An 18,184-nucleotide genomic window follows, 5' to 3' on the forward strand; every position below is an offset into this window, starting at 1 on the left:
GTGAGCGGCCGCGACCGGCCGGGCGGCCGGATCCGCGACAGCCCGGGGCGCGCGGGCCTCACCGCGTGCCGTGCGACGGCGGCGGCGCGAGCCGGTAGCCGATCCCGCGCACGGTGTGGATCGGGGAGGGCTCACCGAGCTTGCGGCGGAGCTGGGAGACGAGGACCTCCAGGACGTTCGACTGCGGTTCGGCCATCTCGTCCCAGCAGCTCTCGATCAGCTCGCCGCGGGAGACCGCCTGGTCGGAGCGGGCCGCGAGGACCTCGAGGACCGCGAACTCCCGGCTCGTGAGCGTGAGCAGCACCCCGGCGCGGCGCACGTGCCGGCGGGCGGTGTCGATCTCCAGATCGCCGACGCGGTGCACCGGCGGCCGTACGACCGCCGACCGGCGGCACAGGCTGCGCACCCGGGCGACCAGCTCGGGCACGGCGAACGGCTTGACGAGGTAGTCGTCCCCGCCGCTCGCGAAGCCCTCCACCCGGTCCGCCACCGTGTCCCGCGCGGTCAGGAAGAGCACCGGCACGTGCCGCCCGGAGCGCCGCAACCCGTCGACATAGGCGGCGGCGTCCCCGGACGGCAGCATCCGGTCGAATACCGCGCAGTCGTACGCCGTGACGAACAGGGCCTCGTCGGCCCGCGGCAGATCGGCGGCCTCGTCGACGGCGAGCCCGGCGGCGCGCAGAGCGGCGGCCACCCCGAACCGGAGATCTTCGTCGTCCTCGACGAGCAGTACACGCACGTCGCAACCCTAAACTCCGTCCGCCGCGCGCCCCGATCCCCGGTGCGGCAGGGTGGAGCCATGCCCGAACTCCCCGAGGTGGAAGCGCTCCGCGCGTTCCTCGACACGCACCTGGTGGGCAAGGAGATCGCCCGCGTCCTGCCCGTCGCGATCAGCGTCCTCAAGACGTACGACCCGCCCCTGAGCGCCGTCGAGGGCGCCGAGTTCACCGCCGTCGGCCGGCACGGGAAGTTCCTCGACCTCACCACCAGCGGCGCCGCGGGCGAACTCCACCTCCTGATCCACCTGGCCCGCGCGGGCTGGCTCCGCTGGCAGGACCCGCTGCCCTCGGGACCGCCGAAACCCGGCAGGGGCCCGCTGGCGCTGCGCACCGCCCTCACCGGCGGCGACGGCTTCGACCTCACCGAGGCCGGCACCACCAAACGCCTCGCCGTCCACCTGGTCCACGACCCCCAGGACGTGCCGGGCGTCGCCCGCCTCGGCCCCGACCCGCTCGCCGAGGACTTCGGCCCCGAGGAGTTCGCCGCCCTGCTCGCCGGGGAACGGCGCCAGATCAAGGGAGCCCTGCGCGACCAGAGCCTCATCGCCGGCATCGGCAACGCCTACAGCGACGAGATCCTGCACGCCGCGAAGACGTCCCCGTTCAAACCCACCCAGAACCTCACCCCGGAGGAGACCACCGCCCTCTGGACCGCGATGCGCACCACCCTCCGCGAGGCCGTCGAACGCTCCCACGGCCTCGCCGCCGGCAAGCTCAAGGCCGAGAAGAAGAGCGGCCTGCGCGTCCACGGCCGCGCCGGCGAACCCTGCCCGGTCTGCGGCGACACCATCCGCGAGGTCTCCTTCAGCGACTCCTCCCTCCAGTACTGCCCCACCTGCCAGACCGGAGGGAAGGTCCTCGCCGACCGCCGCCTGTCGAAACTCCTCAAATAGACTCCCGCACGCCTCACATAGACTCCCGCGCATGCTGCGCGTACTGGCCGTCGACGACGAGGAGCCCGCCCTCGGGGAACTGCTCTACCTGCTGCGCGCCGACGCCCGTGTGCGCACCGCCGAAGGCGCGGGCGACGCGACCGCGGCCCTGCGCAGAATCGGGCGCGCCCTGGAGTCGGGCCCCGACGGCGACGACGGCATCGACGTCGTCTTCCTCGACATCCACATGCCCGGACTGACCGGCCTCGACGTCGCCCGGCTGCTCGCCGGCTTCGCCCGGCCCCCGCACGTCGTGTTCGTCACCGCCCACGAGGGCTTCGCGCTCCAGGCCTTCGACCTGAAGGCGGTCGACTACGTCCTCAAACCGGTCCGCCGCGAGCGGCTCGCCGAGGCCGTGCGCCGCGTCCACGAGCTCGTCCACGCCGGCGCCGCGCCCACCGCCCCGGCGGCCCCCGAGCAGATCCCCGTCGAACTCGGCGGCGTGACCCGCTTCGTCCCCGTCGACGAGATCGCGTACGTCGAGGCCCACGGCGACTACGCCCGCCTCCACACCGACCAGGGCAGCCACCTCGTCCGCATCCCGATCTCCACCCTGGAGGAGCGGTGGGCCGCCCGGGGCTTCGTCCGCATCCACCGCAGCCATCTCGTCGCCCTCGGCCGCATCGACGAACTCCGGCTCGACGCCGGCGCCACCTCGGTGCGGATCGGCGACACCGACCTGGCCGTCAGCCGCCGCCACGCCCGCCACCTGCGGGACCTCCTGATGCGCCGGGCCGGCGGCTGAGCGCCGTACCCCTACCGGCGCCGCACCCCCTCCGCATACACTCCGCCCCAGCAGCCCGTCAGAGAGCGGACACCGATGCCGGAGCACCACCCCCCGCGCAGGCCCCGGCGCGAGACCGTCACCTACGCCTCCGCCCACGGCCCGGGAGCCGTGCCCGCCCCCGCCGGGCGGCGCCCCGCCCATCCGCCGGCCCGCTCCGAGATCGACGAGCAGACCACCCTCGGGCACACCTACGTCCGCTCCCTGATGCGCAGTCAGCTCCGGGCCGCGCTCACCGCCCTCGGCGCCCTGGCGCTTCTCGTCGGCTCGCTGCCGCTGCTGCTCGCACTGCCCGCGCCCGAGGCGCTCGTCTGGGCCGCCCTCGGATTCGGCGTGTACCCGGTCGTCTGGGCCATCGCCCACTGGTACGTCCGCCGGGCCGAGCGGAACGAGCGCGACTTCACCGGCCTCGTCGAACGGTGAAGTGCCGCGCGTGAACCAGACCTACGCCGTCGCGGCCGTCACCGCCGTCGTCCTCGCCACCGTCCTCATCGGCGCCCTCGGCCTGCGGATCTCCCGCACCACCTCCGACTTCTACGTCGCCTCGCGGACCGTCGGACCGGGCCTCAACGCCGCCGCCATCAGCGGCGAGTACCTCTCCGCCGCCTCCTTCCTCGGCATCGCCGGACTCGTCCTCGTCCAGGGCCCCGCGATGCTCTGGTACCCGGTCGGCTACACCGCCGGATACCTCGTCCTGCTCGTCCTCGTCGCCGCCCCGCTGCGCCGCTCGGGCGCGTACACCCTCTCCGACTTCGCCGAGGCCCGCCTCGAATCCCCGCAGGCCCGCCGGCTCGCCAGCCTCTTCGTCGTCGGCATCGGCTGGCTGTACCTGCTGCCGCAGCTCCAGGGCGCCGGGCTCACCCTGGAGATCCTCACCGGCGCCCCCGACTGGGTCGGCGGGCTGCTCGTCGCCCTCGTCGTCACCGGCACGGTCGCCGCGGGCGGCATGCGCAGCATCACCTTCGTCCAGGCCTTCCAGTACTGGCTGAAACTCACGGCCCTGCTCGTCCCCGCCCTCTTCCTGCTCGCCGCCTGGTACGGGGACGGGGCGCCCCGGGCCCGTTTCGACGCCCCCGCCGTGCTGCGCGGCCACACCGTCGTCAAGGTCGCCGACACGGTACGGATCGGGCTCGACGCCCCGCTCACGGTCACCGTCTCCGGCAGCGTCGACTCCGTCGCGTACACCGAACGGGCCGTCACCCTCGCCCCCGGCACGCATCACGTCCTGGCCGGCACCACGCTGTCCTTCGCCCCCGGCTCGGCGCTTCCCGAGCGGGCCGCCCGAGGCTCCGACCCCCTCGGCTGGTCCCAGCCGCTCGCCGGGGGACGCGACGGGCACCAGCTGTACGCCACGTACGGACTGATCCTCGCGACCTTCCTCGGCACCATGGGCCTGCCGCACGTCGCCGTCCGCTTCTACACCAGCCCGCACGGCCGCGCCGCCCGCCGCACGACCCTCGTCGTCCTCGGACTCGTCGGCGCCTTCTACCTGCTGCCGCCCCTGTACGGAGCCCTCGGCCGGATCTACGCCCCCGAACTCGCCCTCACCGGTTCCGCCGACGCCGCCGTCCTCGTCCTGCCCGACCGGATCCTCGGCGGTCTCCCCGGCGACCTCCTCGGGGCGCTCCTCGCGGCCGGCGCCTTCGCCGCCTTCCTCTCCACGGCCTCCGGGCTGACCATGTCGGTCGCCGGAGTCCTCACCCAGGACGTCCTGCCCTCCCGCGGCGTACGGCACTTCCGTCTCGCGACGCTGCTGGCCACCGCCGTCCCGCTCGCCGTCGGCGTGGTCGCCTCCAAGGTCCCGGTCGCCGACGCCGTCGGCCTCGCCTTCGCCGTCTCCGCCTCCTCCTTCTGCCCGCTCCTCGTCCTCGGGATCTGGTGGCGGCGGCTCACCCCGCCGGGCGCCATGGCCGGGCTCCTGCTCGGCGGCGGCTCCGCCCTCGCGGCCGTCATGGCGACCCGGGCCGGACTCGCCCCCGAGGGCTGGCCGCACACCCTGATGGCCTGGCCGGCCGTCTGGTCGGTCCCCCTGGGCTTCCTGACGATGGTGCTCGTCTCGCTCGCCACCCCCCGCCGGATCCCACCCGGCACCCCCGCCATCCTCGCCCGGCTCCACCTCCCGGAGGAGATCACCGGCACCGTCCCGACCCAGGAGACCCGACGATGACCGTCCGCGAGGCCCGACGATGAGCGGCATCGCCCTCGCCGCCGCGGCTGCCGCCGGAGCCGTGCTGCTCGCCGCGGGCTTCGTCCTCGGCCGGTTCGCCGCCCGGCGCGGCGGACCCACCGCCGACCCCGACCTCGGGACACCCGTCGAACGGGCCACCTTCCACACCCTGCACACCGCCTCGCTCGCCGCGCCCCCGCTGCGCGCCGGACTCACCGAGGAGACCGCGCGCAGGGCGGCCCGCACGCTCCGCTCGCTGCTCGGCACCGAGGCGCTCTGCCTCACCGACCGGGGCGCGGTCCTCACCTGGGACGGACCCGGCGAGGACCACCACCGGGCGCACGTCCCCGAACAGGCCGCCGAGACCCTGGCGACCGGCCGCAGCCGCTCCGCTCCCAGCGGCTGCGACGACCCGGCGTGCCCGCTGCGCTGGGCGGTGATCGCCCCGCTCACCGGGGAGGACGGGGTCCTCGGCGCGCTCGTCGCCTACGGCTCGCGGGAGTCGGCCGTCCTCGTGCGGGCCGCGACCGAGGTGGCCCGCTGGGTCTCGGTCCAGCTGGAGCTGGCCGAACTGGACCGTTCGCGCACCCGGATCGTGGAGGCCGAGATACGCGCCCTGCGCGCCCAGATCTCCCCGCACTTCATCTTCAACTCCCTCGCCGCCATCGCCTCGTTCGTCCGCACGGACCCCGAGCGGGCCAGGGATCTGCTCCTGGAGTTCGCCGACTTCACCCGCTACTCCTTCCGCAAGCACGGCGAGTTCGCCCAGCTCGCCGACGAACTGCGCTCCATCGAGCAGTACTTGGCGCTGGCCGGGGCGCGCTTCGGCGACCGGCTGAAGGTGACCCTGCAGATCGCTCCCGAGGTGCTGCCGGTGACCCTGCCGTTCCTCTGCCTCCAGCCGCTCGTGGAGAACGCCGTCAAGCACGGCCTCCAGGACCGCGAGCGGGGCTGCCGGGTCACGATCGCCGCCCGGGACGCGGGCGCCGAGGCGGTGGTGACCGTCGAGGACGACGGCATCGGCATGGACCCGGAGCGGCTGCGCGCGGTCCTGCGCGGGGAGCACCCGGCGGGCTCCGGCATCGGCCTGTCCAATGTGGACGAGCGGCTGCGCCAGGTGTACGGGGCGGAGCACGGCCTCGTCATCGAGACGGGGGTCGGCGCGGGGATGAAGGTGACCGTACGCGTGCCCAAGTACCGTCCGGGAGTGCACCCTTCGGCACCGTAGACGTCCTCAGCGCAGGTGCAGGGAGAGGTGCGCGAGCGGGAGGCCCAGCTTCCACGCGGGGAGCCAGATCTGCTCGGCCTCGTCGACCGGGCTCTGGGCGTCGGTGCGGCCGTCGAGGTCGGCGGCGCGGATCCAGGTGTCCCTGAGCCGGCTCCACGCGGTCCGCGCGAGCGCCAGGTCGGGTCCCGCGTCGCCGCTCGCCCGCCGCGCGGCGAGCCGTTCCTCGACCCAGGGCGGCCAGGGCCGGTCGTACGCGGTGTGCCGCAGCCACTCGTCGACCCGGCAGGCGGCCCACGCGCCGGCCGGTCCGCCCGGTTCCTCGGCGAGGTGGACGGTGAGGGCCAGGGCCTGGAGGCCGGCCCGGTACTCCAGCGAGCCGGGGGCCACGAGCGCGGCGGCCCGCAGCACCTCGTCGGCCAGGTACTCGGCGCACAGCCAGGCCATCGGGACGGCGAGGCCGCCGCCGCTGGTGCCGCCGGCGCCGTTCGTGCTCTCGGGCAGCAACGCTCCCACCTTCTCCCGGACGTGGAGGGCCCCGGACGTCAGGGGCCCGGGGGAGAGCCTCCTCCGTGAAGGGCCCCCGCGGGTCCCGCTTTGCTCAACTCGCCCGTGTGGTTTCGGATACGTTTCCCGGCCGGATCGGTACGGGTGAGGTTCCTGGTGCCAGGCGGGTCGAGGGGGACGCGAGGGGTGCCGGGGGAGAGGCCGGGAGGGGTGGGGGAGAGACCGGGAAGGGTGGGGCGAGGCCGGACGGCCAGGGCCTGTCCGGCCCCGACCCGCCGGACACCGCCTAGCCCAGGAGCGCGTAGACGGCGGTCGCGTGGGCCGCCGTCTCCTCCGAGCCCTCGGCCGTCATCGTGATGTCGGCGAAGGCCATCCGCTTCCCCGCCTTGGTGAGCCGGGCCCGCACGAGGACGTCGGCGCCGATCACCGCGCGCTGGAAGCTGATGGACTGCTGGACGGTGGTCATCGGCACGAAGCCGCCCCGGGCCGCGGCGACCGCGATCACCGTCGCGGTGTCGGCGGCGGCCATCAGGGCCTGCCCGGAGAGGCCGCCGCCCTCCCGGGCGAGCCGGTCGGACCAGGGGAGTCGGAGCACGGCCTCGTGCCCGTCGACCGAGTCGACGGATTCGACGGTCAGTCCCAGATCGAGCACCCAGGGGGCGAAGTTGTCGGCGAGGACCTGTTCGGCGGTGGTGAGTGTCAGCGTCACGGCGTCATTGTGGGGCCCCGGCGCGGACCCGGGCAACGGCCGCGCGGCGGGGCCGGTAGCCGGGCAGGGAGCGGCCCAGCTGCCGGAGCGCGTAGTGCGAGCGGGACTTGACGGTCCCGGCGGGGATGCCGAGCTCGACGGCGGCCTCGTTGACGGTGAGGCCGTGGAAGTAGAGCCGGACGAGCACCGCGCGGTGCTCGGGGCTGAGTTCCCGCACGGCCGCCCGTACGTCGAGCGCGGCCTCGGCCGAGGCGGTGGCGTCGTCAGGGTCGGGCGTCACCGCGAGGACGCCGTCGCCGATCTCGGTGGGCCGGGCGAGGCGTGAGCGGCGTGCGTCGATCGCGAGACGACGGGCCACGGTGAAGAGCCAGGGGCGCATCGAGGTGTAGGGGCCGTCGAAGGCCTCGGGGTGGAGCCAGGCCCGCACCAGGGTCTCCTGGGCGAGGTCCTCGGCCCGCTGCCGGTCCCCGTAGGTCAGGGAGAGCAGGAAGGCGAGCAGGGCGGGACCGTGGTCCCGCTGCAGTTCCTCCAGGGTCCGTTCGTCGGTCGTCGCCGTCGTCGCCGTCGTCATGCTGCCCGCCTCTCCCGCGGCTCGTCGTCCGGGGCGTATACGAGCGCATTCGGACGGTGAGCGACAGGGAACGGACATCGGTCTGCGACGAACGGTCGCACCGAGCGGCGAATGGCACGGCGAACGGTCACGCGGAGTCGATGCGTCCGTTTCAGCGGGGTTCGTCGTCCTGTGCGGCCTTGACCCTTGACTGCGGCTTTCCCAGGAGCTCAATTCATCAGAACAGATGTTCATCACATGAATCGGGCGGAGTGCCGTACATGACCTCACGCACCAGACCCGCGGGGGTGGCGGCGCTCGCCGCGCTCCTGCTCGCGGCGGCGACCGGCTGCACCGCCGGGACCGGCCCGGGCGCCGGCACCCCCACCCCGGGGGCCACGACGGGGGGCACGACCAGGGGCACGACGGGGGCCGGGCGCCCCACCGCCCCGTCCGCCGCCCCCGGCGGCGCCTCGGCGCCCGCCGGCTTCACCCTCGTCGCCTCCGGTGACGTCCTCCCGCACGACTCGATCATCCGGCGGGCCGCCGAGGACGCGGACGAGGCCGGCTACGACTTCGTCCCCATGTTCGCCGGGGCCAAGCCCCTCGTCTCCCGCGCCGACCTGGCCATCTGCCACATGGAGACCGTGTACGGAGAGAAGGGCGGGCCCTACACCGGCTACCCCGCCTTCAAGTCGCCGCCCGAGATCGCCGCCGCGCTCAAGGCCACCGGCTACGACTCCTGCTCCACCGCCTCCAACCACACCCTCGACGACGGCGCGGCGGGCCTCGGCCGCACCCTCGACGCCCTCGACAAGGCCGGCGTACGGCACGCCGGCTCCGCCCGTACGGCCGAGGAGGCGGCGCGGCCCACCCTGCTCAAGGCCGGCGGCGCCACGGTCGCCCAGCTCGCCTACACCTACGACACCAACGGCTATCCGCTGCCCGAGGGACGGCCCTGGGCCGTCAACCTGCTCGACGAGAAGAAGGTCGTCGCCGACGCGCGCGCCGCCCGCGCGGCCGGCGCCGACGTCGTCGTGGTCAGCGTCCACTGGGGCAGCGAGTGGCAGACCGAGCCCGACGAGCGGCAGCTCTCCCTCGGCCGCGCGCTGACCGCCTCGCAGAGCGGCGGCCGCCCGGACATCGACCTGGTGATCGGCACGCACGCGCACGTCCCACAGGCGTACGAGAAGGTCAACGGGACCTGGATCGTCTACGGGATGGGCGACCAGATCGCCGGCGACATGATCAACCACGAGGGCGCCTACGACGCGCGCGGCAACATGAGCAGCATCGGCCGCTTCACCTTCGCCCCGCCCAAGAGCCCCGGCGGGCGCTGGGAGGTCACCAAGGCGGAGTTCGTCCCCCAGTGGTTCGACACCGCGCACGGCCGGGTGGTGAGCCTCGGCGCGACCGAGGGCGGGGACGCGCGCGAGACCGGGATCCGCGACACGATCCGGCAGGTCGTCCTCGGCCGCGGCGCCGACCGGGACGGCCTGGTGATGGGGAACTAGCGGGTGTCTTGCCGATCGGGCCGGTCACGGTACGACGGTGACCGGCCAGCGGCCCGCCTTCACCAGGCGGACGGCGACCGAGCCGACGAAGCGGTGGCCCGCCGACTCCGAGGCGCCCACCACCACGGCGTCCGCCGTCAGCTCCTCCGCCGCCTGTACCAGGCCCGCATAGGCGTCGCCCCGGAAGGTGTGGAACTCCCACCGCATCCGCCACAGGTCCTTGACCCTCTCCGCGGACGCCCGGATCTCCGCGACGAGGTCCTCGGCGATCTCCTCGGTCGTGTCCGTCACCGGCGCGCCCAGCGCCGCGCCCGCCGGGATCACCGGCTGCACGTACACCAGCGCGAGCAGGGCGTTCTGGCGCCGGGCGAGCCCGGCCGCGTACGCCGCGGCGCGCAGGGAGGAGGCCGAGCCGTCCACCCCCGCCATGATCACTTTCGGGCCGTCGGTGCCGCGTTCGAACCGGCCGGGCTGCTCTTCGCTCACCCTTCGAGGCTATCGGCTCATCGGGTGTTTTCGGACAGGGGGGCGGTGTCGCTGAGCCATGCGGGCCCTCGCCCGTAGGGACCATTGGTCATGAAAAAGGATCAGATGCCCAGCACGCGCCGGGCGGTGCTGCGCCTTGCCGCCGCCCTCGGGGCCACCGCCACGGTCGGAGTATTCGCGGCGGACCGGTTCGCCGAGCCCGATACGGCCACCGGCGCCGCCACCCCCCGGGGCACGTCCGGCGCCGGGCGCCCGGGCCCGGCCGCGGGCCCGCAGGCGCACGCCGAACGGCTGAGCCCGTCCGCGTACCGGCTGCAGCCCATGACCTCGTACGCGCCCCCGGCCTTCCGGCGCGCGGTGCCGCCGGTGCGGCGGCGGCCCTTCCTCAGCATGTCCGGCGTCGGCCGCTCGATGGTGCTCACCTTCGACGACGGCCCCGACCCCCGGTACACCCCCGGCATCCTGGAGACCCTGCGCCAGTACGACTGCCGGGCGATGTTCTTCGTCTGCGGCGAGATGGCCGTGGAGAACCAGGACCTCCTGCGGGAGATGGACGCGGACGGCCACATCGTCGGCAACCACACCTGGTCCCACCCCCTCGTCCCGAAGCTGAAGCCCTCCCGGATCCGCGACGAGCTCGGCTCCACCAGCGAGATCGTCGAGCGGGTCCTCGGTGCGCCCCCGCTCTGGTACCGGGCGCCCTACGGCGCCTGGAACCGGCTCTCCTTCGAGATCGGCGCCGAACTGGGCATGGAGCCGCTCGCCTGGACCGTCGACACCCTCGACTGGAAGGAACCCGGCACCGACTCCATCGTCCGCCGCGTCCTCGACGGCGCCGCGCCCGGCGTCGTCGTCCTCTCCCACGACGCCGGCGGCAACCGCTCCCAGAGCGTGGCCGCGCTCCGCCGCTATCTGCCCGAGCTCCTCGACGCCGGGTACCACATCACCGTCCCCCGGCGCTGACCTCCCGGGTACGGCGGAAGGGCCCCGGCACCTCAAGTGCCGGGGCCCCGGGGCGTGCGGCCGGCTAGCGCGAGCCGACCATGCGCGCGTAGACCACGACGTTCCCGTCGTACCCCCCCGCGCGCGTGTACCCGCCGCCGCAGGTGATCACCCGCAGCTCCGGCTCGCCGTTGTCGGCGTACACCTGCACGCCGGGGAAGTTGTTCTTCGCGTACACCTCGACGCCGTAGATCTCGAAGACCGCGACCCGGCCGTCGTACCGCTCGACCTCGATGTGCTGGCCCTTCTGGAGCGAGCCCAGGCCGTAGAAGACCGCCGGGCCCTTCGTGTTGTCGACGTGGCCGACGAGGACGGAGGTGCCGCGCTGGCCGGGCGCGATGCCGTTCTGGTACCAGCCGGCGAGGTTGGGGTCCTCCGGGGGCGGGGCCGCGACCCAGCCGTCCGCGTCCAGGCCGACGTCCATGACGGGGGCCGCCACCTGGATCGCCGGGATCTTGACCCGGGACGCCGGGGCGTAGGGCAGCGGTTCGAGACCCGTGCTCGCGGCGGGCGGCGGGGTGACCGGGCGTGCCACCGGCCGGGCCGCCGCGGCGGGCTGCGGCGGCCCGTGGGCGATGTCCACGCCGTTGCGCATCATCGCGAGTCCGGACAGCATGGCGAGGGCCAGGACGCCCCAGGGTTGGCGTCTCCTGCGCTCGAAGACGCGGAAGTCCTTCGGGGGCATGGTTCTCCCTTCTCGGCGTCGTCAGAACGGTAAGAGCCGTCGCGCGGGCCGTCGCGCCGGACGGTGCGAACGGGTGGGGGCCGCCGCCGGACGGGTGTCCGGGCCCCGGCACGGGGGCGTGCGGCGGCACACCTCGGCGGACCTCGCGGCAAGTGGCCCGCGCGGGCAGGCGGGTGACGGACCGGCTGACCCATCCGAGTAATCGTCAGATAAGCACCCCGGAAGGCTGTGACCTGCGGTTCCGTCGCCTCAGAGGGACTCGCCGTCGGCGTGTCGCCTCACCGGGGTGGCCCAGTGCCGACATGCACGGCTCGCACCGGCTTGTGATGGTTCGTCATGGAAGGCGTACTCGTCGAAACTCCCGGGGCACCGCTTTGGGGCGTCTTCCACTGGAGGTTCAACCATGCGTGCTGCACGCACTCTGGCGGTGACGGCGACCGCGCTCGCGGCGCTCGGACTCGCGGCCCCCCTCGCCACCGCCACCAACGGGCCCAGCAGCGTGACCGTCAGCCCTTTCCAGGCCGAGCGGGGCGGAGACAACTCCAACGGCGTCACGGTGTCCCCCTTCGCGGTCCACCAGGGCGCGCTCCTCACGATCACCGTCCGGGGCTGCGCGGGTGGCACGGTCACGTCCAACGCCTTCGCGACGGCCACGCTCCCCGCCGCCGTGAACGGGGTGTCCACCGTCACCGTCCGGATCTTCGACAACGCCACGCCCGGCCAGTACAACCTGGCCGTCCAGTGCAACGGCCGGACGCTCACCCAGTCGTTCCGGGTCCTGGCCGGCCAGGGCGCGCAGGGTGGCCTCGGCGGCTCGATGGCCCCCAGCTCCACCGAGATGGCGGTCGGCGGTTCGCTCGTCGCCGCGGCCGCGCTCGGTGGTGGTCTCTTCATCGTCCGCCGCCGCCGTGTGACCGGCGCGGGAGTCTGACCGGCCGAACCTCCCGGTCGGCCCGCTGTGCCCGTCGCCCCCGGGTCCCTGCAGGGACCCGGGGGCGACGGGCGTCCGGGGACGCCGTCGCGCACCGCTCGGGGCCATGACGCCCGCTCAGTGACGACGGCCACTGCCGGAGCGGCGGCGGACCACGTAGACGGCGCCCGAGGCGGCGGCGAGCGCCAGCGCCCCGCCGGCGGCGACCTCGGCGGTGGTGGGATCCATCGAGCCGCCGAGACCGCCCCGCACCCCGCGCGGGGGAGTGAGGATCGTGGCGCTGATGGTCGGGGTGGCGGTGGGGGAGCCGCTGATCGTGAGGGCGACGGTGTCCTGGACCCCGCCCGTGCAGTTGAAGAGCACCGTGTACACGGCGCCGCGCTTGGCGTCCGCGTCCACGGTGGCGGAGGCCGTCGCACCCGGTGCGATGGTGACGGTGTCGAAGATGCCGGCCGAGGCCGTCGCCGTACTGGCGCAGCCGGGGGCGCTCAGCGTCAGCCGGCCGCCCGGGGCGACGACCGAGGGCGACACGACGAAATCGCCCGGTGCCTTGGCCCTGGGTGCCCGCGGGGGGTTCGCGGGAGCACCGTCCGCCGCGAGGGCGGCGGGGGCGGCCAGGGCGATGGCGGCCGCCCCCAACAGGGCAGTGGATGCGGCACGTATCGCGCGCATGGGAATCCTCCGGGTCCCGAGGGGCAGCCGCGGAAGGGGGTTCCCGCGAAGGACCACGCACCTCGTTGCCCGACACGCTAGGAGCGCATTACCACAGCCGCGATCCCAGGCGTGCGAATGGGGCACCGATGTCCCCCGGGCGGCCCACTCGCACGGGCCGGCTCACCGTGTGATCTGCGGGAACAGATCGGTGAACGGCGCGGCGGTCGCCGAGATGCCCCGGCCGAACGGCGCGTCGAAGTCCCAGATGAGGAACAGCAGGAAGGCGATCAGCACGCTGAACAGCCCGGCGAGCAGCAGCTCACGGCCGGTCCTGCGGATCTGCAGCGTGAAGATGAGGCCGACCGTCACCAGGGCCCCGATGATCAGGCCGAACCAGACCACCCCCGGCATCGTCTCCCCCGCGCTCTGCCCGCGGGCGCCGCGGGCGTCGTCGGCCAGGGCCACCTGGTCCACCAGGGGCTGGTACGCCTGGCCCTCGAAGTCGTTGGCCGGCCGGTAGTCGGTGACGCTGCGCCGCACCTTCTCCAGGAGCGCGGTCCCCTCGTCGCTGAGCTCGCCCTTCTCGGCCATGTACGTCCACTCGTCGTGCACCACGTACGAGACGTACGCGTCGACGTCGGCGCGGATCCGGGCGCGGACGTCCTGCGGGTACACCTCGGCGCGGGCCGAGATCTCGTGCATCGCCTGGGCCTCCTGCCGCACGGTCTCCTGGGCGGCCCCGCGGGCCTCCCAGACGCCGGCGATGGCCAGACCGAGGACGATCGCGTAGATCACGCCGATCATCATCGTCATGTACTCGATGACGTCCGGCGTCTCGCTGGGATCGTCGTCCTCGGTGATCCGGCGGTTGTTGATGACGACGATGGTGAGCACGACGGCGCAGGCGGCGGCCATCGCAAGGGAGAGAACAAGCCATTCGGACATGGATTCCTCCGGCGGGATTCAGAGGGTCGGTGGATGAGGGGGACGGCGCGTCACTTGGAGCGCGGGCGCAGGATCGCCGTCGCGAGCACGGCGGGGGCGGTGATCATCAGCGTCGCCGTCACGACGGAGGTGCCTCCCTGCTTCTTGGTGTGCGTCGCCGGGCGGTAGCTGGGCAGCGCCACCGGGGTCGACGGCCGGGGCCGCACGGTGGGAGTCGGGGACGGCGGAGGCGGCGCGGCCGCCGGCTCCGGTGGCCGCGTGGTCGGAGGCGCGGGGGACGGCGGCTCCGGGCGTGGCGCGGGCCGGGTGGCCGGCGGCTTCGGCGCGGGCCGGGGCGGAGCCGGCTCGTGCCTGGGCGGCGGGGGCGGCGTCGGCTTCGGCGTCGGCTTGGGGGACGGGGAGGGCTTGGGGGGCTCGGGCGTCGGCGTCGGGGAGGGCGTCGGGGTGGGCGACGGGCACGGCGGGGGCGGCTCGGGGTCGCAGGGGTTCGGGTGGTGGTGGTGCTCGTGACCCTTGCCCTTGCCGTTGCCGTGGTGCTCGTGGCCCTTGCCCTTGCCGTGGCCCTTCCCGCCGCCGTTCCCTTGCTCGTCGCCGTTGCCGTCGTGGCCGCCGTCGTGGCCGCCGTCGTGGTGGCCGTCGCCGGCGACCGCGACCGCGATCTGTGAACCGCCCGAGTCGGTCGAGGCGTAGGCGCAGGCGTCGGCGGTGGCGGGCGCGGGTGCGGAGAGCAGCCACACGAGCCCGAGGGCCGCCAGCGGCCGCGCGAGGAGTGATCCGTACAGAGACACGCCGTCGAGCTTGATCACAGCGGTGGCGCGCCGGGGCGGAATCGGGTGGGATTCGCCAGATGGAGGGGATCTCCGGATGTGTGGGCTTGACGTTTCGCCGGGTGTCGGTGACGGATTCGGCGCAATGCCCGGTATTGCCGGGCGTGATGAATCCGGACGGGTGGCCGACAGGGGCCCGTTCAGGCCTCCCGGCCAAGAAGTGTCCGGTTGTCGCCCTGTCGGACGGAACGGCCAACAGGGCATCCTTCACCGGCGACCGGACCCCGGGCGCGGCAACAGCCGAGCTACGGACGGGGTCTGGCGGTCCACCGGGCGAGACCGGCACCGTCCCGGGAACCGACGCACGATCATATGCACGTGAATTTGCACAGCCTGAAGGCGTGAACTCTGCGTTCCAAGAGCACGTGCCAATGGCGTGTGACCAAGAACGGACCGCGAATTTCCGTTTCTACTCGCTCTCCCGGCGGGCGATCAGTAGCCTCACCTCGAACACCGGCCGCGAACACCTGGCCGCATCCCCCATGGCGACTTGTTGGAGACATTGATGGAGCGTCCCGCCTGGGCCCCGCCCGGTATCGACATTTCGGTACCGAGCGTGTCCCGTATGTACGACTTCTATCTGGGCGGCTCGCACAATTTCGAAGTGGACCGGGAAGCGGCGCGCAAGGCCATGGAGTTCATGCCTGGCCTGCCCAAGGTCATGCAGGCGAACCGTGCCTTCATGCGGCGCGCCGTCCGCCACGCCGTTGACAACGACGTCACCCAGTTCCTCGACATCGGCTCCGGCATACCCACGTTCGGCAATGTGCACGAGGTCGCCCGCGCCGCCGATCCCGCCGCCCGGGTCGTCTACGTCGACCACGACCCCGTCGCCGTGGCCCACAGCCGCGCCGTCCTGGAGGGCGACGACAGCGCGGCCGTCGTCTCCGCCGACCTGCGCAAGCCGGCCGACATCCTGTACAGCCCCGAGGTGAGCCGACTCCTCGACCTGGAGCGGCCGGTGGCCCTGCTCCTCGTCGCCGTGCTGCACTTCCTGGAGGACCAGGACCGCCCGTACGAGGCCGTCGCCGAGCTGATCGACGCCCTCGCCCCCGGCAGCCTCGTCGTCCTCACCCACGCCTCGTACGAGGGCATCCCGCTCTCCGAGGAACAGGCCGGCGGCACCGTCGGGGTCTACCGCAACATCCGCAACCCCCTGGTGATGCGGACGAGCGGCGAGATCACCCGCTTCTTCGAGGGCACCGAACTGGTCGAGCCCGGACTCGTCCCGATGCCGCTGTGGCGGCCGGACAGTCCGGCCGAGGAGGAGGATCCGTACGCCTTCTCCGGGTTCGCAGGGGTGGGGCGCAAGGCGTGAAGGTCCCGTCGCAGCCGTCCGGTTCCGTCGCCGAAGCCGACGGCCCGGAGGACAGACTCAGGCGGTTCGTCACCATCTGGAGCCGCGCGATCTTCCCGGTGACCGCCACCTCGCTGACCCGCGCCGAGTTCGAGGGGCATCTGCTGCCGCTGGCCCGCACCCTGTGCGACGCCCTGCACGCCCGCCCCTTCGACACGGCACCGGCCCAGCGCACCGGCGCGGCCCTCGTCGCCGCCCACTGCACCGACCCGGACGCGCTCGGCCGCAGCCTCGGCGTCGTCGACTCGTACCTGGTTCTCTACTGCGGTACGGAGTCGGACCTCCCCGCCGAGGAACTGCGCGCCCGCTGCGCCCGGCTGCAGCACGCCATGGCCGCCGGTTACGCGGGGGCGCTGCGCGAGCGGACCCTCACCGAGCAGGAGGCCATCGCCCGCTCCGCGCTCGCCGCCAGGAGCGCCGCCGAGATCGCCCTGCACGCCACCGAGAGCCGCTTCCGCGCCGTCTTCGACGGGGCGGCGATCGGCATCGGCATCGCCGACCTCGACGGCAACGTCCTGGAGGTCAACGAGACCCTCACCCGCATGTTCGGCGGGATGGAGGGGCCGTTGCGCAGCCGGAACGTCAGCGAGTGGGTCCACCCGGAGGACGGGCCGCACGTCTGGAAGCTGTACGAGGAGCTGGTCCGCGGCGAGCGCGAGCACTACCGCGTCGAGAAGCCGTACTACCGCGGTGACGGAACGGTTCTCTGGACCAACCTCACCGTCTCGCTCCTCCGGGATGCCGAAGGCCGCCCGCAGTACCAGCTGGCCCTCATGGAGGACACCACCGAACGGCGCCTGCTCCATCTGCGCCTGCGGTACGAGGCCACCCACGACGCGCTCACCGGACTCCCCAACCGGACCCTGTTCTTCGAACGCCTGGAGAAGGCCCTCGCCCCCGGCGAGAACGCCCGCTTCGGCCTCTGCTACCTCGACCTCGACGGCTTCAAGGTCATCAACGACAGCCTCGGCCACTCCACCGGCGACCGGCTGCTCGTCGAGGTCGCCGACCGGCTGCAGAGCTGCGTCACCGGGGCCGGCGAGATGGTGGCCCGCCTCGGCGGCGACGAGTTCGTCGCCCTCACCACCGGCGCCGGCGGCCAGCGGGACGTCACCGAACTCGCCGACCGCATCCTCGCCGCCCTCGCCACCCCCCTCCGCATCGACGGCCGTGAACTCACCGTGCGCGGCAGCCTCGGCGTGGTCGAGGGCCCGGCGGGGGAGCGGACCCCGGCCGAGGTGCTCCGCAGTGCCGACATCACCATGTACCGGGCCAAGTCCGCGGGCGGCAACCGCTTCGAACTCGCCGATCCCGAGGCGGACGCCCGCGCCATCACCCGGCACGGGCTCACCACGGCCCTGCCGACCGCCCTGGAGCGCGGCGAGTTCTTCATCGAGTACCAGCCGCTCGTCCACCTCGACGACGGCAGCGTGCACGGCGCGGAGGCGCTCGTCCGGTGGTGCCACCCGCAGCACGGGGTGCTCGGCCCGGACCGCTTCATCCCGCTCGCCGAGGACACCGGACTCATCGTGCCGCTCGGCCGCTGGGTGCTCCAGGAGGCCGTGCGCCAGGCCCGGTTCTGGCAGACCCGGCACTCCGACGGCGGCCCCCTGCGGATCAACGTCAACCTCTCGCCGACACAGCTCCACCACCCGCGCCTGGTCGCCGACACGGTCGACGTCCTGGAGCGCTCCGGCCTCGAACCGGGCGCCCTCTGCCTGGAGGTGACCGAGTCGGCCCTGATCGGCGCCGACGAGGACCTCCTGAAGCCGCTGCGGCAGCTCGCCGAGATGGGTGTGGACATCGCGCTCGACGACTTCGGCACCGGCTACTCGAACCTGGCGAACCTGCGGCGGCTGCCGGTGAGCGTCCTGAAGCTCGACCGGTCCTTCACCCGGGGGATGCAGCAGCACCCGGTGGACCCGGTCGACCTGAAGATCGTCGAGGGGATCGTCTCGCTGGCGCACAGCCTCGAACTGGCGGTCACGGTCGAGGGGGTGGAGACCGGCGCCCAGGCCCGCCAGCTCCGGGACCTGGGCTGCGACACGGCCCAGGGCTGGTACTACGCCCGCCCGGGCGCCCCGGACCGCATCCACTCCCTGCTCCTGGCGGACGCGGTGTGAGCTCCGC

At 73.7% G+C, this 18,184-nt stretch carries 19 protein-coding genes; 10 read left to right on the forward strand and 9 right to left on the reverse strand.

All coding sequences use genetic code 11. The features are described from left to right. Window positions 1–58: 58 nt before the first annotated feature. The gene (locus tag ACF07V_RS30990) at window positions 59–739 is read right to left on the reverse strand and encodes a response regulator transcription factor (RefSeq protein ID WP_392159000.1); all 681 of its coding nucleotides are present in this window, start codon (window positions 737–739) and stop codon (window positions 59–61) included. Between the two features lie 60 nt (window positions 740–799). On the opposite strand from ACF07V_RS30990, the gene ACF07V_RS30995 reads away from it, so the two are divergent. The 5 genes from ACF07V_RS30995 (at window position 800) to ACF07V_RS31015 (ending at window position 5,890) form a co-directional block, all read left to right on the forward strand. Beyond that, a complete protein-coding gene (locus ACF07V_RS30995) occupies window positions 800–1,672 on the forward strand; it encodes an Fpg/Nei family DNA glycosylase (protein ID WP_392159001.1) in 873 nt (290 codons plus the stop codon). Window positions 1,673–1,703: 31 nt separating this feature from the next. After that, complete coding sequence (locus ACF07V_RS31000; protein WP_392159002.1) at window positions 1,704–2,456, forward strand: LytR/AlgR family response regulator transcription factor; 753 nt, start codon at window positions 1,704–1,706, stop codon at window positions 2,454–2,456. Window positions 2,457–2,531: 75 nt separating this feature from the next. Next, window positions 2,532–2,918: a hypothetical protein gene (locus tag ACF07V_RS31005; protein WP_382868453.1), complete on the forward strand. Its 387-nt coding sequence runs from the start codon at window positions 2,532–2,534 to the stop codon at window positions 2,916–2,918. A 10-nt stretch (window positions 2,919–2,928) separates the two neighbouring features. Continuing rightward, on the forward strand, window positions 2,929–4,662 hold the full coding sequence (locus ACF07V_RS31010) for a cation acetate symporter (RefSeq protein ID WP_392159003.1): 1,734 nt from the start codon (window positions 2,929–2,931) through the stop codon (window positions 4,660–4,662). 19 nt (window positions 4,663–4,681) lie between these two features. Then, entirely contained in the window at window positions 4,682–5,890 is a 1,209-nt protein-coding gene (locus ACF07V_RS31015; protein WP_392159004.1) for a histidine kinase, read from the forward strand. 6 nt (window positions 5,891–5,896) lie between these two features. On the opposite strand, the gene ACF07V_RS31020 is transcribed toward ACF07V_RS31015, so the two are convergent. From ACF07V_RS31020 to ACF07V_RS31030, 3 genes are all read right to left on the reverse strand, one after another. After that, window positions 5,897–6,394 carry a hypothetical protein gene (locus tag ACF07V_RS31020; protein WP_392159005.1) on the reverse strand — a complete coding sequence of 166 codons (498 nt, stop codon included), beginning with the start codon at window positions 6,392–6,394 and terminating at the stop codon, window positions 5,897–5,899. Between the two features lie 286 nt (window positions 6,395–6,680). Beyond that, window positions 6,681–7,103, reverse strand: a complete 423-nt coding sequence (locus tag ACF07V_RS31025; RefSeq protein WP_392159006.1) for a PaaI family thioesterase — start codon at window positions 7,101–7,103, stop codon at window positions 6,681–6,683. 4 nt (window positions 7,104–7,107) lie between these two features. Beyond that, window positions 7,108–7,674: a sigma-70 family RNA polymerase sigma factor gene (locus ACF07V_RS31030; RefSeq protein WP_392159007.1), complete on the reverse strand. Its 567-nt coding sequence runs from the start codon at window positions 7,672–7,674 to the stop codon at window positions 7,108–7,110. Window positions 7,675–7,934: 260 nt separating this feature from the next. Here ACF07V_RS31030 and ACF07V_RS31035 point away from each other — a divergent pair, with 260 nt between their 5' ends. After that, complete coding sequence (locus tag ACF07V_RS31035) at window positions 7,935–9,167, forward strand: CapA family protein (protein WP_392159008.1); 1,233 nt, start codon at window positions 7,935–7,937, stop codon at window positions 9,165–9,167. Between the two features lie 24 nt (window positions 9,168–9,191). Here the strand turns inward: ACF07V_RS31035 and ACF07V_RS31040 are convergent, their stop codons facing one another. Then, a complete protein-coding gene (locus ACF07V_RS31040; protein WP_392159126.1) occupies window positions 9,192–9,596 on the reverse strand; it encodes a universal stress protein in 405 nt (134 codons plus the stop codon). Window positions 9,597–9,758: 162 nt separating this feature from the next. On the opposite strand from ACF07V_RS31040, the gene ACF07V_RS31045 reads away from it, so the two are divergent. Continuing rightward, window positions 9,759–10,616, forward strand: coding sequence for a polysaccharide deacetylase family protein (locus tag ACF07V_RS31045; protein WP_392159009.1), 858 nt, complete (start codon window positions 9,759–9,761; stop codon window positions 10,614–10,616). Window positions 10,617–10,680: 64 nt separating this feature from the next. Here ACF07V_RS31045 and ACF07V_RS31050 read toward each other — a convergent pair whose 3' ends face one another. After that, on the reverse strand, window positions 10,681–11,340 hold the full coding sequence (locus tag ACF07V_RS31050; protein ID WP_392159010.1) for a class F sortase: 660 nt from the start codon (window positions 11,338–11,340) through the stop codon (window positions 10,681–10,683). Between the two features lie 403 nt (window positions 11,341–11,743). Here ACF07V_RS31050 and ACF07V_RS31055 point away from each other — a divergent pair, with 403 nt between their 5' ends. After that, on the forward strand, window positions 11,744–12,271 hold the full coding sequence (locus ACF07V_RS31055; protein ID WP_392159011.1) for a hypothetical protein: 528 nt from the start codon (window positions 11,744–11,746) through the stop codon (window positions 12,269–12,271). Window positions 12,272–12,388: 117 nt separating this feature from the next. Here the strand turns inward: ACF07V_RS31055 and ACF07V_RS31060 are convergent, their stop codons facing one another. The 3 genes from ACF07V_RS31060 to ACF07V_RS31070 all read right to left on the reverse strand — a co-directional run bounded on the left by ACF07V_RS31060 (window position 12,389) and on the right by ACF07V_RS31070 (window position 14,658). Further along, a complete protein-coding gene (locus tag ACF07V_RS31060; RefSeq protein ID WP_392159012.1) occupies window positions 12,389–12,943 on the reverse strand; it encodes a hypothetical protein in 555 nt (184 codons plus the stop codon). 162 nt (window positions 12,944–13,105) lie between these two features. After that, window positions 13,106–13,870, reverse strand: a complete 765-nt coding sequence (locus ACF07V_RS31065) for a hypothetical protein (RefSeq protein ID WP_392159013.1) — start codon at window positions 13,868–13,870, stop codon at window positions 13,106–13,108. 50 nt (window positions 13,871–13,920) lie between these two features. Continuing rightward, complete coding sequence (locus ACF07V_RS31070; RefSeq protein WP_392159014.1) at window positions 13,921–14,658, reverse strand: hypothetical protein; 738 nt, start codon at window positions 14,656–14,658, stop codon at window positions 13,921–13,923. A gap of 544 nt (window positions 14,659–15,202) precedes the next feature. Between ACF07V_RS31070 and ACF07V_RS31075 the strand changes: the two genes are divergently transcribed. Together ACF07V_RS31075 and ACF07V_RS31080 are read left to right on the forward strand one after the other, a co-directional pair. Next, window positions 15,203–16,015 carry an SAM-dependent methyltransferase gene (locus ACF07V_RS31075; protein ID WP_392159015.1) on the forward strand — a complete coding sequence of 271 codons (813 nt, stop codon included), beginning with the start codon at window positions 15,203–15,205 and terminating at the stop codon, window positions 16,013–16,015. After that, window positions 16,012–18,177 carry a putative bifunctional diguanylate cyclase/phosphodiesterase gene (locus ACF07V_RS31080; protein ID WP_392159016.1) on the forward strand — a complete coding sequence of 722 codons (2,166 nt, stop codon included), beginning with the start codon at window positions 16,012–16,014 and terminating at the stop codon, window positions 18,175–18,177. Before ACF07V_RS31075 ends, ACF07V_RS31080 begins: the two co-directional genes overlap by 4 nt. The last annotated feature ends 7 nt before the right edge of the window (window positions 18,178–18,184 follow it).

This window comes from Streptomyces sp. NPDC015661 (assembly GCF_043077765.1).
GTDB lineage: Bacteria > Actinomycetota > Actinomycetes > Streptomycetales > Streptomycetaceae > Streptomyces.